Genomic DNA, 15,370 nt, shown 5'->3' on the forward strand with positions numbered 1-15,370 from the left:
AGAGTTCAACCAATTGAGCCAGCGAATCAGAGGCTCTTTTGGTAAATAACCAGCCTCTCTCTTTTGCCTACCATCTGGCCTGGTCAATTTGGCGACACGCACATCAAGCTCTCGCACGGCTTTACCATTACGAGCGCCGAAGTGCTCTTGCAGGTCATCTACAACTGTAGGCCTAGAAAAGGACGTGGCCTGAAACGTCCTGGCCATAGCGCTGCTCAATTCCTACGCTTCGGGTTCTGCCAGGAAAGAGAGGCCCAAGGATACGTTTTTGGGGTCGCAGCGCCCATGAAACGAGTGCGAGTACGGCGAAGGCGAGGGGCCAGAACAGGCTGCTTATGGCGGCGCCGCGCGCTGCCCACGATGCTGCCGCTCCCGTCATTTCGAAGAAAATGCCTGCATAGGCCCATTCCTTGAGCCGGGGAAAACCTGGCAGAAGCAAGGCAATGGTTCCCAACAGCTTCCATACGCCAAGGATTGTGAGCAGGTATACCGGGTAGCCAAGCTGCGCCACAACAAGTATCACAGAGTCGCCGGCGAAGAGCAGGACTGGCCCATGTATCAGATCCGCTATTCCACCTGTCAGAAGTTCGCACGTGAGGATGACAGTAGCAATCCAGTAGGCAATTGTTTTCAGCTTGATCAGGCCGCCTGCTTGCAAAAGGAGTATCGCGATCTTGTGGGTTCTTGTGGCCATCTTGCTTATTCCTTTCTCATGCGTTTCCTGGTAACCAGGGCTTTATTGCCGTCGAGCTCTCCGAACCTTTAAAGTAAATGGCTCAGAGGGTGTATGGATAGCGATGATCAAAATTTTGCGGCAATAGAAAATCTTTCAAACTTTATCTCCATTTGTCTATCTGGAGCATACCATTTTTATGGCCTTGTGAGAAGTACCACTTTTTGTTACAATGGCTATGCCATTTAAACATGTGAGCATGGCTGAAATACCCTGTTCCTCTCAGCGGGAGAACGACTATGCCAAGGCGAGCCTTGCCAGGCAAACGGCCGGAGATAAAGCTTGATGCAACGCTGCCGGTTCCGCTCTATAAGCAGCTCTATGAACGCTTACGCACTGCTATTCTCAGTGGGCTATTGGAGCGTGGTGCGCGTTTGCCCTCCACACGCGCCCTCGCCAGTGAACTTGGCGTAGCGCGCATGACTGTAGCTCTTGCCTATCAGCAGCTGGTATTAGAAGGCTACCTGGAGAGCAAGGTTGGACAAGGGACGGTGGTAGCGCGCTCTTTGCCCGCGGCGCTCTTCAGCGCTGAGATCGACAGTAAGCAAGAAGCGCAAACAGACGCCAGTAAGACAATCCCTATCCAGGTCGCTCCATATCTGCCCCGGCTCAAAGATGTACCGTGGCCTTCGCGCGGAGAGGGGCAAACTGGCGGACCTTTTGCCGGTGGCGAGCCTGGGCTCGAACTGTTCCCTTACAAGGTCTGGGCGCGTTTGATCGCACGCCGCGCCCGTCAGTCGATGCATGAATATGCTCACTATCAGCCGCCGGCCGGCTATTTTCCCTTGCGCGAGGCTATTGCTGCGCATATCGGCGTCACACGCGGAGTGCGCTGTACTCCCGAACATATTATGATTACCGCTGGTTCTCAGGGAGCGCTTGACCTTGCCGCGCGTACGTTGCTAAGTGCTGGTGAGGCGGTCTGGCTGGAGAATCCTGGCTATTTTGGCGCTCGGGGAGCTCTTCTAGCAGCCGGAGCGCGCCTGGTTCCAGTGCCGGTTGATGAGCAAGGGCTCATGGTAGAAGTTGGGCGCAAGCGCTGCCCGGATGCGCGCCTGGCCTTCACTACTCCCTCGCATCAGTTCCCCACGGGCGTGACTATGAGCCTGGCGCGCCGTATGCTCCTGCTTGACTGGGCCAGGAATACAGGCGCGTGGATTCTTGAGGACGACTATGATAGCGAGTTTCGCTTCAGCGGGCGCCCTTTAGAAGCTCTTCAGGGATTGGATAACGAGGGGCGGGTGCTGTATATCGGCACCTTCAGCAAAGTGCTCTTCCCTGCTCTGCGCCTGGGTTACCTTGTCGCGCCCGCCGAACTGATCGAGCCTTTGCTGCTTCTGCGGCGCTCTCTCGATATGCACCTTCCCATGCTAGAACAGATGGCCCTTTTTGATTTTCTGCATGAAGGCCACTATGCCCGCCATTTGCGCCGTATGCGCCATCATTATCAGGAGCTTCGCGATCTGCTGCAGCGCGAATTGCAAGCGCAGCTAGGGGATCTGCTCGAAGTGCGCGCCCCCGATGCCGGAATGCACCTGGTTGGCTGGCTGCCGCTGGGGAAAGATGATCGGCGCGCCTCCCAACTGGCCGCCCGGGCTCATATTCAGGTTCTGCCCATCTCTACCTATAGTTTGGAACCCCTGGCGCGCGGAGGGCTGGTCTTTGGCTATGCCGGAACCAGCCAGGAGACTCTCCCCCGCGAGGTGAAACGGCTGCGTGCTGCACTTGCGCTCCTCTGAGCGTATTGTGCACGCTGTACCTGTGAGCTTGCTGACAATGTTCTTGCTGCAGCGAAGAGAGGCAAGAGACTCTCCCGCCTCTACTTCCTGCTCGGGGTAACGATATCGATGCGCTCGAAATCGTCAGGCCCATAGCGCGGCCCTGAAACGGCTTCTAACGGCAGAGCTGCCTCGATACTGGCAAGATCAGTAGACGTGAGCTGAACCTTGAGCGCGCCCAAATTCTCTTCAAGGTAGGCGCGTTTTTTGGTGCCCGGAATAGGAACGATATCATCACCTTGAGCCAGCACCCAGGCCAGGGCCAGTTGGCTGGGCGCGCACTGCTTCTCCCTGGCAATTTCCGCTAGTTTGCTTACAAATTCCTTGTTGCGCCGGAAATGTTCGGCCTGAAAGCGTGGTTGGCTCTGACGCCAGTCTTGCTGGCCCAGAGCTTGCATGCTCTGTATACGGCCTGTCAGCATGCCGCGTCCAAGCGGAGCATAGGGCACAAAACCAATTCCCAACTCGCGACAGGTAGGCAGGATTTCATGCTCCACGTCGCGCGTCCAGAGCGAGTATTCGGTCTGTAGAGCTGTGATGGGGTGGACTGCGTGGGCCCGGCGGAGCATGGCCGGTGAGGCCTCCGAAAGGCCCAGATAGCGCACTTTTCCGGCCACAACCAGTTCGGCCATTGCTCCTACCGTCTCCTCGATGGGAACCTGTGGATCAATACGATGCTGATAGTAAAGATCGATGACATCAACGCCCAGGCGTTTGAGCGAGGCATCGATTGCCTTGTGCACGTATTCCGGCGAGCCTGCTACGCCCTCTATGTACCCGCCTTCGCTACGTACAAGACCAAACTTGCTTGCAAGAATTACTTGCTCTCTACGGCCCTTTATGGCTCGACCAATGAGGCGCTCATTCTTGCCATGTCCGTACATGTCTGCAGTATCGAGAAAGTTCACGCCCAGATCTAAGGCATGATGGAGTAAGGAGATTGATTCGTCTTCGGAAGTCTCGCCGTAAAACTCTGAAAGCCCCATACAGCCAAGGCCGAGCGCTGAGACCAGGGGACCATTCTTTCCGAGCTGTCTTTGTTGCATGTAGTTGTATCCTCCAGGATGCTTTTTTCACTTCACTTTGTTTTATAATTGAGAGAAATGCGGCAATGCCAGCAGACGTAACAAGAATAAGCAAGGAGGCTTGTCGCATTCCGTGTCTCAAGTATGCAAGAAAGATTGCTAAGGAACAATTCCCTAAGACAGACTAGTCTAAAATCTACTACCCTGATAGGATATAAGCGAGGCCTATGAAAGATGAACAGCGCAGAGCCGAGCTGGCTCACTTCCTCCGTACGCGCCGTGAGCGCCTTTCCCCGGCTATGTTCCACTTACCTTATGGGGCGAAGCACAGGCGCACACCTGGACTGAGGCGCGAAGAGTTGGCCCAGGTGGCCGGGATCAGCCCGACCTGGTATATGAAGCTAGAGCAGGGACAGGCCATTCAGGTATCTGCCCAGGTGCTTGAAAGCCTTGCGCAGTCTCTCCAGCTTACGCCTGGCGAGCGCAATCATCTCTACCTGCTAGCTCGCGAGCAGCTTCCTTTGCCTATGCAGCGCCATACTCCGCAAATTAGCGAGGAGTTGCAGGGCGTGCTCGATGCGCTTACCCCTTATCCCGCCTTTGTGGTGAATGAGCGCTGGGATGTCGTCGGCTGGAATCTGGCCGCCTCCCAGGTCTTTGCTGATTTTGCCGCCTTCTCTGACTGGGAACGGAATCTTGTCTGGATTATGTTTACGCAGCCTGATCAACGTGCGCTCTACGTCGATTGGGAATGCTGGGCTCAGCATATACTCGCGCTATTTCGGGCAAGCGGTGGGCGTGAGGCTGACGAGGATTGGTTTATTGAGCGCCGGGATCGTTTGATGCAAGCGAGTTCCGAGTTCCGCGAATGGTGGCAATGGCATGAAGTAGGGGATGCGCACACTGGCAACAAGGAGCTCAATCATCCGCTGGTCGGCCCACTTGTGCTGCGCGCGACCACTCTGCTGGTTGCCGATGATCCCAACTTGAAGCTATTTGTCTATACGCCCCTGCCACAAGCCGATACGGCGCAGAAACTGGTCTGGCTGGTGAGCCCAGCCCACACAGCCAGCAAAGCGATAGAATGAGGGAGCAAGCGATGTTCCCTCGAAGGACCGAGCTGATCTGCGCTTGTCCTGAATGCTTCTCTGACACGTTCAATGTTGAGTACAGGGAATCAGCTGCCAAAGCGCAATTGTCTTGAGCGAAGCGCCGTTTACCTGGGCAGTCCTCCAGTATCTAAGCACACAAGGCGAGCTGGCTCGGGCTTGCCGGCCAGGGTTCCTCCATCTGTCACGACATACAGGAGATGCTGCGCTCCTTCGCCAGCGTCAAAGGCGACAGCTGTGCAGCCGCTGACTCCTTGCTCTGGTTCCGCAATCGTAAGGCGAGTTCCGTTGCGCGCAAGGCGCTCGACAGTGTTCAGGGGATGGGTGGCTCCATAAAGGTTACCTTGTTCGTCAAAGGTAAAATCGTCTAGAAGGAAGTGGCTGGCATATATAGCAGGCTCGCCTGCTTGCTGCTGTTCCAGGACTGGAATGCGAATGACGCTTGCTCGCTCTGAGTTGGAGACAAAGACGGCTCCTGCAAAAACTTTGATCCCATTGGGACCAGGGAGTGAATTCTGCGATGAGCGTTTGGAGAGCAACCTGTGTGTGAGCCAGGGGCTGACCTGGCGCTGGACAAGATCCACTTGCCAGATGGTGGCTGTAAACGAATCGGCGGCCAGAAGTACTTGCTCAGAGAGGCGCGTCATACCATTGAGAAACCTGGCACCCGGTAGGTTGAGCCATTTTTCGACCCGTCCATGTATATCAATATGGAAAATGCTTTCAGGTCCTTGAGGTTGTCGGCTGCAGACGAAGAGCCCATCATTGGGCGCCGTTACGATGCCTGAGACGGTGCCATCTAGGCGTGCAACCACCTCTTGTGTGCCAGCAGATGTATGGCGAATGATCGCGCCATCCCGAAAGCTGGTCATAAAGATATCTCCGTTGGCGCTGATTGCGAGATTTTCTAAAAAGGTGCCGCTGGGAAAGCTTGCCAGGGTTTTTGCTGGCACGAGCAATAGTTCCCCTCTATCATGCCGGGAGAAGTTCTTCCCGGTTGGGGCACCAGGAATAGTGTGGGTCATGGGTATCCTTTCATAGTCAGCATGTGCGCAATAGAGCTTTTATCTTCTTATAAATCACTATAAGAGAGTTATGATCTTTCTACAAGGAGGCACTTTTGTGTGCTTTACTTACCGGAAGGTGAGCATGCTGAAACCGGGAACCTGGCTGGAAAGGATTTGGGGTCCGACGTATGAAGTGCGCGTTGGCCCGGCGTAGGCATGCTTTAGAAGGATGGGAAGTATATCCTCCTCGTTTCAGGCTATTGGCGGACGCCATCAATCAGTGAATTGCTTTGCGCAAAAAAACAATAATAAATTTTTTGCTTCAATCAGGAATGAATATAACCTGTTATGCCGCTATGCTCGATATGTAGCCCCAAAGGAAGATCCGGGACAGAACGTTTGTAGTTTTCAGCAGTGGGTTTATACAAGGAGAAAGAACATGATCGAACAGGCGAGCAAGCAGGATGGTCGGACTGATTTTGATTTCTTCATGGGCACCTGGAAGGTGCATAATCGGCGGCTGCGGGAACGTTTAAAGGGCTCAACGTCCTGGGAAGAGTTCGAAGGAAAGACTGTTGCGCGCAAGATTCTGGGTGGATTGGGCAATTTCGAGGAGTTTACCATGGAGCGCGAGTCGGGGGCGGGGGAAGGCATAACGCTGCGTATCTTTAATCCTGAGTCTGGGCAATGGAGCGTCTATTTAGGAAATAATGTCAGCGGCTTTGATCCGCAACCGGCCATTGGTGAGTTTAGGGATGGGCGCGGCGAGTTTTATTCGCAGGAATTTTTTGCGGGCAAGAGTATCTTCTGTCGCGTGATCTGGTCAGCGATTGCTCAAGGCTCATGGCAATGGGAACAGGCATTTTCAACCGATGGCGGCAAAACCTGGGAGACCAACTGGATTTCAACCTTTGAGCGTCTAGCCTGAGATAGTCGCTCACGCGCGTTACATAGCAGACTTTTTGTAGAAGCCAGCAAGCCTGGAGGCAGTATGAAGATTGGTCTGGGGCTACCAGAATCGATGCCCGGCATACCGGGCCAGAAGAGCCGAGGCCGGCCCTTTTTCTAGCCTGAGCGTTTTTGATCGCCTGGTCTATGAGAATTATGAGCCGCTGGCCACACTGGCGGCAGTGGCAGGGGCGACGCAGCGTATTCGCCTGCTGACAAGCGTTCTGCTGATGCCGTTGCGCAACCCTGTTCTCGTGGCCAAGATGGGAGCCAGCATCGACGCACTCTCTAACGGCCGCTTAAGTCTTGGCGTAGGTATTGGCGACCGCGCGGAGGATTTCCAGGCGGTAGGAGTTCCTTCTCAGCAGCGCGCTCGGATCTTTGAAGAGCAGTTAAGCTTAATAAAGCGTGTCTGGTCCGGTCAGCAACTAGACGAGCACATGGGAGCAATGGGCCCGCCGGTTGTCTCGCCCAACGGCCCTGAAATCTTGATCGGAGGCTATTCGCACAAGGCAGTGCGGCGCGTGGGTAAGTGGGGTGATGGCTATATCGCTGGTATTTCGAGCCCGGCAGAGGCTCTGGATCTCTACCGTGAAGCTGAGGCGTCCTGGAAGGCTGCCGGCAGGGCAGGCAAGCCGCGCTTTGTTGGCGCTTTCTGCTTTGCCCTGGGTCCCAAGGCCCTTGAACGGGCTGATCGCTATCTCAAGGATTACTTTGGCGAAGAGGGCCTGGGACTACCCATTCCCGCGACACCAAAAGAGGTGCGGCATACGCTTGAAACCTACTTTGAGGTGGGAATGGACGAAGTGCTTCTCTGGCCATGTATTCCCGACCTCGATCAGGTCGACCGGGCTGCAGCGGTTGTCAGTGATCTGCTGAGCCGGCATGCTTCCTGACAAAGTTAGCTGGCGGCAAAGGGAAACTTCTGAGAGCGCTTGAGCATATCGCAAGCGCCGCGCGTCTAGAAATGCTTTTCGTTGTCGATGGGCTTTCCACGAGGCACGAATTATCGTACCCGTTTTGCGCAGGCAGCACTACTTATCGATTCTGGTGAGTTCCCTGCCTGCTTGAATTCTTCTGCGCGCGGCGGTGGGGTTTTGGCTTGAGAGTGGGGCCGGCAATGGCGCTAGTGATCTCGCCTAGCCAGTCGGCCAGCTGTTCGGGCGAACAGGGTTGCTCCTGCTCTAACCACCAGACAGTAGCACCGATGCCCGCATACGCGATACAGCTAATCTTTAGATCGGTGGGAGGGGCGCCAGCTTCCGGCTCTGTGGGAACTCTGGCAAACAAAGAGCTAAAGCGCTTTTCAGTATTCTGCAGAAATTGGCGCGTAAAGTTGGGGTCCCCTTGTGGACCAAGCATCACACGGTAGAAGTCGGCAAACTGTTGGATATGCTTGAGCAAGTTGAGCGGCCCTGATGCGCCTTCCCGGGATTTCTGCTCACGTTGCTCGCTGGTCCTGGCCTCATTTCCAGTGAGGTCATAGAGCTCGGCCATATACTGGTTGAGCAAATCATATTTATCCTGGTAATGGCGGTAAAACGTCGAGCGATTGACCATGGCTCGTTCCGTGATGTCGCTCACCGTGAGTGCGGCAAATCCCTTCTCGATAGTAAGTTCTATGAAGGCCTGCACGAGTAGTTTGCGGGTGCGGCGGACCCGTAAATCCTCGATCTCTGCTGACTTTTGCATCACTTTTTTCTCCTGTGTTGCATACACAACGTTTGACATTTCTTTGCTGATTGACCATCATTCTATCCCCTGCTAAGCTTTATATGCAACAGCGCGTTGCATAAGTAATGATCAGGAAGCGAGCCTGGGATAAGCTTCTTGCGAAAGAGGCAGAAGGAAAGATATAAATGGAAAAGAAGGCAGAAGTTAGTTCTTTAAAGGAACGTATAGGCTTATCGGTCGTGCCCGCCGATCCAGCGGCGCTTATCGCTAATCTTGTGGAGATAGAGGAAGCCGGCGTTGAACATATCTGGGCGGGTAGCCCACCCTGGAATCCGGATTTACTCACGACGCTGGCTGCGGCGGCGATGCGCACGAAGCATCTCAAATTGGGCACTTCTATTGTGCAGGCTTTTGTGCATCCTGTGCACCTGGCGCGACAGGTTTTAAGCTTCAATGCGCAGGCTCCGGGCAGATTGCGCCTGGGCATTGGCTCTTCTTCGCCAGAATTTGCCAGGCGTGTGTACGGTATAGAAATGGGATCGCCTCTTGCCTATTTGCGCGAATACGCTCAGGTATTGCGTACGCTGCTACACCAGGGCGAGGTGAATTATCAGGGGCGCTACTTTACTACTAATGTTCCGCCGCAAGCTTCGACGCAGATACCTGTGTTCCTGGCAACGCTTGGCCCGAAAGCCTTTCGCCTGGCCGGCGAAGTGGCAGATGGCGCCCTTCCCGTTATGTGTCCGGTCCCTTACCTGCTCAATACGGCTATTCCGGCCATGAGTGCGGGAGCCGCCGCAGCCGGGCGCCCGCGTCCGCCAGTTGTGGGCTGGGTGCCGATAGCCCTCACCGAGGATCGCGCGACCGCCTTGCAGATAGGGCGGCAGGCCATGAGCATTTATCCAACCCGGCCGGCCTATCGCAACATGTTCCTGGCCGCAGGCTTTTCCCCGCAGGAGATAGATAGCGTTTCCGATAATTTTATCGAAAGTGTGCTAGTCTATGGCGATGAAAGCAAGATACGCGATCGCTTGCTTGAGCTGCTTGCCCTGGGAATCGACGAGCTAACAATCGGTGTTATCCCGGTCTCTAACGCGACGCAGGAAAGCCTGCGCCTGGCCCGGCTCATCGGTCGGCTGTAGGGGTAGCGCTTTATAAACGCGTGTGAGTTCCTGATAGAAAGTCAGGAACTCACGTATGTCCTCGACTAAGTAGCTATGACAGAAGAGGCTTAATAAGCCAACCAGGCAGCGAAAAGAGGCATTGCAGCTTGTTGGCTTTTCAGGACTTCTGGGCTGAGCGCAGAACTAAATAGGCCTGGGGACCGGTGAGAGTGCGGTTGACCGCGAACTTCCAGTATGATATTATTGCCCCATCTGTTATTGACCGTGGCGTGTCTTTCCTCGCACCGCCAGTTTAGAAAGGAATACCGTGATGCTTACAAGTGCATATTGCGCAACATCGATCCCTGGCATGAAGGATAGGAGTTCCAGCGAGGATATTCTGAGAGTGTAACGTTGAGATAGCCTTTCGCGTTCTACTGTTCTCACTTATAAATAAACATATCCTCTTTTCGAGCTCCTTAAGCTGTATCCCTCATTTTCGGTGATCTGGCCTTTTATCTTCTTCCCTCACATGCTGGTGCTCTCTGTCGCGCATCCTTCCCCTGACTCCGCTCGTTTGTTTTGAGTTGGAGCAGGATTACTTGTGCCATTTTGCGCTTTCTGAATACCATTTTGAGGAGCATCACTTTGCGTTCACCCGGTTCGATGACGAAAAAACCGTCGCTTCAGTCCTCGATGAAGCGTTTTCCCTTAGCCAGAGCTGGTTCTAGATCCAGGGCCAGCAAGCCAGCTCATATACGTAGCAAAAAGTTTTTGTCGTACTACAAACCATACATGGGTCTGTTTTTTGCGGATATGGCCTGTGCATTGATTGTCTCAGCGGTTACACTGCTGCTTCCGTTGTGCGCGCAATATATCACGCAAAATATCTTAGGAAGTAATTCGCCCCACAAGCTCAATGACATGTATCTGATGGGGGCGTTTATGCTAGCACTGGTTGTTGTCCAGGCGCTGTGTACCATGTTCATCGACTATCAGGGGCATATGATGGGGGCCAGGATGGAAAGTGACATGCGTAGCGAATTATTCGAGCACTATCAGAAGCTCTCGTTTAGCTTTTATGACGAGCAAAAGGTAGGTCAGCTCATGACCAGGATTACCGACGATACTTTCTGGTTGGCAGAATTATATCATCATGGTCCTGAGGATATCATCGTGACTCTTTTGACCGTCACTGGCGCTTTTATTATCCTTGTGAAGATCAACGTCGCGCTTACGCTGGTTATTTTTCTCTTTGTGCCGATCATGACTGCCTACGCGCTATACTTCAATAAAAAGCTAAAACGCGCGTTACGAAAAAGCAAAGATAGGATTGGCGATATCAATGCGCAAGTTGAAGATACGCTGGCTGGCATCAGAGCTGTCAAATCGTTTACCAACGAAGAGTTTGAAAAACACAAATTTGCCTACGCCAATCATCGTTTTCTCAGCAGCCGCAGAGCTAGCTATAGAAGTGAGGCGTACTTTTTCGGCGGCCTTGGTGCGTTCTCCCAACTCATTACTATCGCTGTGATCGTTTTGGGTGGCATCGCTATTGTTCACGCCTCCTTGAATCTTGCGGATTTGCTGACCTATCTCTTATGTGTCGGCATTCTCATCGATCCCATTCGGAAATTAATCAATTTCAGCAGGCTCTATCAGGATGGTATTACCGGATTTCAGCGGTTTATGGAGATTCTGGAAATAGAACCGGACCTGCAGGATACGGCGAATGCGCGTGAGCTGACCCTCGTGCGCGGGGAGGTGGAGTTTCAAGATGTGAGCTTCAGGTACAAAGAAGACTATAAGGATGTTGTGAAGAATCTCTCGCTGAGGATACGAGCCGGGGAATACGTTGCCCTGGTCGGTTCTTCCGGCGTTGGCAAGACGACGCTCTGCTCGTTAATTCCGCGTTTCTACGAAGTCAGCGCGGGAAAGATCTTACTGGATGGTCATGATATCCGCGATGTTACCTTGCGCTCATTGCGTAGGAATATTGGCATTGTCCAGCAAGATGTCTATCTGTTCGCCGGGACTGTCGCAGACAATATTCGCTATGGTAAGCTTGACGCCAGTGAGCAAGAAATCATTAAGGCGGCCAAACAGGCGCACGCGCATGATTTTATTATGGCGTTACCGGATGGGTATAACACAGACATTGGTCAACGCGGCGTCAGGCTCTCAGGCGGCCAAAAGCAGAGACTGAGTATTGCGCGCGTCTTCCTCAAAAATCCCCCGCTTATCATTTTTGATGAAGCGACGAGTGCGCTTGACAATGAAAGTGAAAAGGCTGTGCAGGATTCGTTGGAGAAGTTAGCCGACAATCGCACAACGCTTGTCATCGCCCATCGTCTATCAACCATTCGCAATGCTCAGAGAATTGTGGTGTTATCTGAGACCGGGATCGCTGAGCAGGGGACGCATGCAGAACTCATGGCCCAGAATGGCGTCTATGCGAACCTGCACAACATGCAAGCTAAAATATGAGACCAAATCTAAGATTTTGACCGTTTGCTAATGCCTTACCTTCATCACCGAATGGGCATCAGCTTTCTTGGCTGGCCTGCTGAAATACGAGAGATCAGTGCGTTTGTTGAAGCTCCTGTTTCTAGTAAGTAGCAGGAGCTTCTTGCTTCTCTCTGCCTGTTGAATCGGGATCAGGCCTGGAACGAGCCGATGAGATGGAGCAACTGCTCTCGCTCACGTGCCTCATTTTCAATGGGAAGCAGGTGCAGCATAAGTTCAGCCAGATCGCTTGCCAAAAGCTCTTCCAGGCGTTGGCGCACGGCTGCTTCTGTGCCGCTCACTACCATGGATTGGGCCAGGGCATCTATTGCTCTTTCGTCTCCAGCCAGAGCTCCAGAAAAGCCAGCTTTCGCGAACATATTTGCGAAAGGCGCAAAGCGCACGGCTGTTTGCACTCCCTGGCGTACTTTTGCCTTAACTTTTGCTTCATCTGTGCTCAGGGCGACGCGGATATGGGCGATGATAGGAGGAGTAGGGCGGCTTTGTGCCTCGGCTCCGGCGCGTAGGGCTGGCAGGGCCGATTCTAACAGATAGGGAAGCGGGCACATCCAAGAAATTGCTCCATCAGTAATTTCACCGGCCAGGCGGAAGGCTTTCGGGCCAACTGCCGAGATGAGCAGAGGGACCGTAGCGCGCCGTGGTGCTATTGGCCCATAGGCGTTCCGTGAGGTATGTTCCACGTGGAAAAACGTGCCGTGATAGGAAATTGCTCCATCCTTTAAAGCACCGCGTAGAATCTCCAGATATTCTTTGAGATACGGCAAGGGCGCAGTCTGCGCCAAACCGTACCAGTCCTGGATGAGCACATGATTGCCAGAACCAATCCCTAGCCGCAAGCGCCCAGGCGCAAAATCGTGTATGGCAAGTGCCTGTTGAGCCATTACCAGAGGATGGCGCGGATAGGTGGGAACAATTGCCGTGCCAAGCCTGATCCGGTCAGTGTGTGTGGCGACTACCGCAAAGATTGTCAAGGGATCGGCGTTCCCCGCTCCCTGCATCCAGACTTGTTTAACGCCTGCTCGCTCTGCCTCTTGTATCCTGCTGAGCGCGTCAACGCTATCGCCGGCCTCAATAAATATCCCGAGGCGCTCATGTATGGGGCGTACAGTGTCAGCGCTTGAAGGCTGGTTTTCCTGTTGCATCTTGTGTCTCCTTTTTCATTCGACCCGAAAAACTTGCTTATTTCATTCGACTCGATATCTTTGTGGCATCTGGACTCTGCCATCTGCCCGAATTATTATGGAGCAACATTGCTGCTGAAAACAGGAGTGTGTTATATCATAGGTGTGGAAAGTAACAGTTTTAGACATCGCTTACGAGGGTACTTTTTAAAGAACAGGTGAGGATATGACAGAAAGCGTGAAGCGCCGCGCGGGATTGGCTGACTTTTTGCGCACCCGGCGCGCTCGCCTGCGTCCAGAGCAATTTGGCTTCCCGACAAAACCTTCGCGACATACGCCAGGGCTTAGACGAGAAGAACTGGCCCAACTGGTTGGCGTGGGCATTTCCTGGTACACCTGGCTTGAACAAGGGCGCAATATTCAGGTCTCCTGTCAAGTTCTCGAACGCCTGGCGGACATCTTGCAATTGAATGGGGAAGAACGTTGCCATCTGTTTATTCTGGCGCGAGGTCCAAAGCCGCTGTTGGAGCCGCGGGAACATGAGATCCAGACCTCGCCATACCAGGCGATTCTCGATGCATTGGGGGCCTGTCCAGCATATGTGCTTGATCGGCGTTTGAATGTGATTGCCTGGAATGAAAGCGCCAGCCGCGTCATTGGCGACTTTACGCATCGCTCAGAAGAACGGGCGCGCAATCTGCTCTGGTCTATGTTCATGCTCCCCTCTTCGCGAAAGCGTTTTGCCAATTGGGAACGTGCAGCAAGAGGCTGTATTGCACGCTTCCGGGCCTTGAGTGATCAGTATCCCGATGATAGATGGTTAGCAGAGCTGATAGCCGATTTGCAAGAGGCCAGCCCGGAGTTTCGTGCTTGGTGGCCCCGGCATGATATCCTCTTGAGATGCAAGGGCTCCAGCGAAATTCAGCACCCGCTCGTCGGCTTGTTGGCCTTCCAACAAACTATGCTCGCGGTTCCCGAGCGATCCGACTGGCAAATGGTGGTCCATACGCCCTTGCCGCAAACCGATACAGCTGCCAAACTAGATGCGATCATGAGAGCGGAAGCCAGGCTACGTTGGCAGGATGAGATAAGCTAGTCGTGCAAAGTGTGCTCGGCCTGGCTGATGCGTATGCGTTCCGCATCAGTTAATCGTTAGCATTCTCGCGTGCTGAAAACCAGTAGTACCTGGAGCGAACTTTTGGCCCGCATTGTGCATCATGTTATGGTACCCTACGATACCTTGCTCCTGAGACTGCAGAACCTCAATGGATTGAGGACAGGAGCGAGGATACTGTGATAACGAAAGGTGCCTGATGGACAAGACCCTTACTGATAGTGAACTGGTGCGAGCAGCACAGGCCGGTCATGTTCCAAGTCTGGGGCTGTTGCTTGAACGCCACCGCGCCGCGATGCGCGCAGTAGCCCTCAGTCTGCTTGGCTTTGGCCCTGAAGCCGAGGATGCTGTGCAAGATGCGACCCTGCTGGCCTTGCAGCGGCTGGGAGAGGTGCGCGACCCCCATGCGGTAGGGGCCTGGCTGCGCGCAATTGTGCGCAATGTGTGCCGCATGCGCCTGCGCGCCCAGCGTGCTGCTCCTATCGCTGATCAGAGTTTCCTCCCTCAGCTGCCCGTGGACCCGCCTTCGCCTGAAGAGGTGTTGGAGCGCCACGCTTTACGCGACTGGGTTTGGCACGCGCTCCAGGAGCTGTCCGAGCCATTGCAACTTGTGGTGCTGCTGCGCTACTTCAGCTCAATAACCTCCTATGAGCAGATCGCTGCTCTCTGTGGCGTGCCCATCGGTACCGTGCGCAGCCGACTGAATCAGGCGCGGCGCAAGCTGGGTGAGCGTCTTCTCGCAACGGCAACCTCTATGCATGATGATGTGGCCGTACTCACGGCGCGTCGCTGGCGCGAGGTGCGCGAATTGTTCGCGGCAGCAGAGCAAGGCGACGTTCGCTCAGTGCTGTCCGAGTTCTGGTCAGCAAACCTTGCGCTCCTTGGGCCAAAGGGGCAGCCGTGGCGGGGTACAGAAACGCTTGCTCAGGTCATAGAGCGAGACCTTGCGGCCGGTGTACGCCAGCAGCCGGTGGAGATCCTGGCGAGCCAACGCCTGACCATCATCGAAGCTAAACTCCTCAGTCCCCCTTGGGACCCGAAGCATTGCCCTCCTGGCGTCGTGTGGGTGCTCATGCTCAAGAAACAGCGCGTGGAGCGGGGTCGCCTCTTTCATCTGCAGCCTCCTGCCGCTGATCCCGCCTGAGCCGCCATCTCGCTGGCGAAGATGCAGCGAACTTTTGCCGCCCTTTGTGCATCTAGTTTGTGACCCTTTCATCAGAGGAGGGAAGCGA

General features: G+C 54.2%; 13 protein-coding genes. 8 read left to right on the plus strand and 5 right to left on the minus strand.

What is annotated here, in order from left to right; all coding sequences use genetic code 11:
• Nucleotides 1-172 precede the first annotated feature (172 nt).
• On the minus strand, nucleotides 173-694 hold the full coding sequence (locus EPA93_RS08285) for a DoxX family protein (protein ID WP_129886598.1): 522 nt from the start codon (nucleotides 692-694) through the stop codon (nucleotides 173-175).
• Between the two features lie 278 nt (nucleotides 695-972).
• Between EPA93_RS08285 and pdxR the strand changes: the two genes are divergently transcribed.
• Nucleotides 973-2,472, plus strand: coding sequence for a MocR-like pyridoxine biosynthesis transcription factor PdxR (gene pdxR / locus EPA93_RS08290; protein WP_129886599.1), 1,500 nt, complete (start codon nucleotides 973-975; stop codon nucleotides 2,470-2,472).
• Nucleotides 2,473-2,552: 80 nt separating this feature from the next.
• Here pdxR and EPA93_RS08295 read toward each other — a convergent pair whose 3' ends face one another.
• The gene (locus EPA93_RS08295) at nucleotides 2,553-3,557 is read right to left on the minus strand and encodes an aldo/keto reductase (RefSeq protein WP_129886600.1); all 1,005 of its coding nucleotides are present in this window, start codon (nucleotides 3,555-3,557) and stop codon (nucleotides 2,553-2,555) included.
• 206 nt (nucleotides 3,558-3,763) lie between these two features.
• Here EPA93_RS08295 and EPA93_RS08300 point away from each other — a divergent pair, with 206 nt between their 5' ends.
• Entirely contained in the window at nucleotides 3,764-4,624 is an 861-nt protein-coding gene (locus EPA93_RS08300) for a helix-turn-helix transcriptional regulator (protein WP_129886601.1), read from the plus strand.
• A gap of 128 nt (nucleotides 4,625-4,752) precedes the next feature.
• Here the strand turns inward: EPA93_RS08300 and EPA93_RS08305 are convergent, their stop codons facing one another.
• On the minus strand, nucleotides 4,753-5,670 hold the full coding sequence (locus EPA93_RS08305) for an SMP-30/gluconolactonase/LRE family protein (protein ID WP_129886602.1): 918 nt from the start codon (nucleotides 5,668-5,670) through the stop codon (nucleotides 4,753-4,755).
• Nucleotides 5,671-6,091: 421 nt separating this feature from the next.
• Here EPA93_RS08305 and EPA93_RS08310 point away from each other — a divergent pair, with 421 nt between their 5' ends.
• The gene (locus EPA93_RS08310) at nucleotides 6,092-6,580 is read left to right on the plus strand and encodes a hypothetical protein (protein WP_129886603.1); all 489 of its coding nucleotides are present in this window, start codon (nucleotides 6,092-6,094) and stop codon (nucleotides 6,578-6,580) included.
• Between the two features lie 70 nt (nucleotides 6,581-6,650).
• Nucleotides 6,651-7,496, plus strand: a complete 846-nt coding sequence (locus EPA93_RS08315) for an LLM class flavin-dependent oxidoreductase (protein ID WP_129886604.1) — start codon at nucleotides 6,651-6,653, stop codon at nucleotides 7,494-7,496.
• 142 nt (nucleotides 7,497-7,638) lie between these two features.
• Here EPA93_RS08315 and EPA93_RS08320 read toward each other — a convergent pair whose 3' ends face one another.
• Nucleotides 7,639-8,292 (minus strand): TetR/AcrR family transcriptional regulator, encoded by a 654-nt coding sequence (locus tag EPA93_RS08320; RefSeq protein WP_165422961.1) that lies wholly within the window; start codon nucleotides 8,290-8,292, stop codon nucleotides 7,639-7,641.
• Between the two features lie 167 nt (nucleotides 8,293-8,459).
• On the opposite strand from EPA93_RS08320, the gene EPA93_RS08325 reads away from it, so the two are divergent.
• Together EPA93_RS08325 and EPA93_RS08330 are read left to right on the plus strand one after the other, a co-directional pair.
• The gene (locus EPA93_RS08325) at nucleotides 8,460-9,416 is read left to right on the plus strand and encodes an LLM class flavin-dependent oxidoreductase (RefSeq protein ID WP_129886606.1); all 957 of its coding nucleotides are present in this window, start codon (nucleotides 8,460-8,462) and stop codon (nucleotides 9,414-9,416) included.
• Between the two features lie 756 nt (nucleotides 9,417-10,172).
• Nucleotides 10,173-11,864 (plus strand): ABC transporter ATP-binding protein, encoded by a 1,692-nt coding sequence (locus EPA93_RS08330; RefSeq protein ID WP_422877882.1) that lies wholly within the window; start codon nucleotides 10,173-10,175, stop codon nucleotides 11,862-11,864.
• 170 nt (nucleotides 11,865-12,034) lie between these two features.
• Here the strand turns inward: EPA93_RS08330 and EPA93_RS08335 are convergent, their stop codons facing one another.
• Nucleotides 12,035-13,045 (minus strand): LLM class flavin-dependent oxidoreductase, encoded by a 1,011-nt coding sequence (locus EPA93_RS08335; protein ID WP_129886607.1) that lies wholly within the window; start codon nucleotides 13,043-13,045, stop codon nucleotides 12,035-12,037.
• A gap of 205 nt (nucleotides 13,046-13,250) precedes the next feature.
• Here EPA93_RS08335 and EPA93_RS08340 point away from each other — a divergent pair, with 205 nt between their 5' ends.
• Nucleotides 13,251-14,120 carry a helix-turn-helix transcriptional regulator gene (locus EPA93_RS08340; RefSeq protein ID WP_129886608.1) on the plus strand — a complete coding sequence of 290 codons (870 nt, stop codon included), beginning with the start codon at nucleotides 13,251-13,253 and terminating at the stop codon, nucleotides 14,118-14,120.
• A gap of 217 nt (nucleotides 14,121-14,337) precedes the next feature.
• Complete coding sequence (locus tag EPA93_RS08345; protein ID WP_129886609.1) at nucleotides 14,338-15,282, plus strand: RNA polymerase sigma factor; 945 nt, start codon at nucleotides 14,338-14,340, stop codon at nucleotides 15,280-15,282.
• Nucleotides 15,283-15,370: the final 88 nt, after the last annotated feature.

Source organism: Ktedonosporobacter rubrisoli (genome assembly GCF_004208415.1).
GTDB classification, from domain to species: domain Bacteria; phylum Chloroflexota; class Ktedonobacteria; order Ktedonobacterales; family Ktedonobacteraceae; genus Ktedonosporobacter; species Ktedonosporobacter rubrisoli.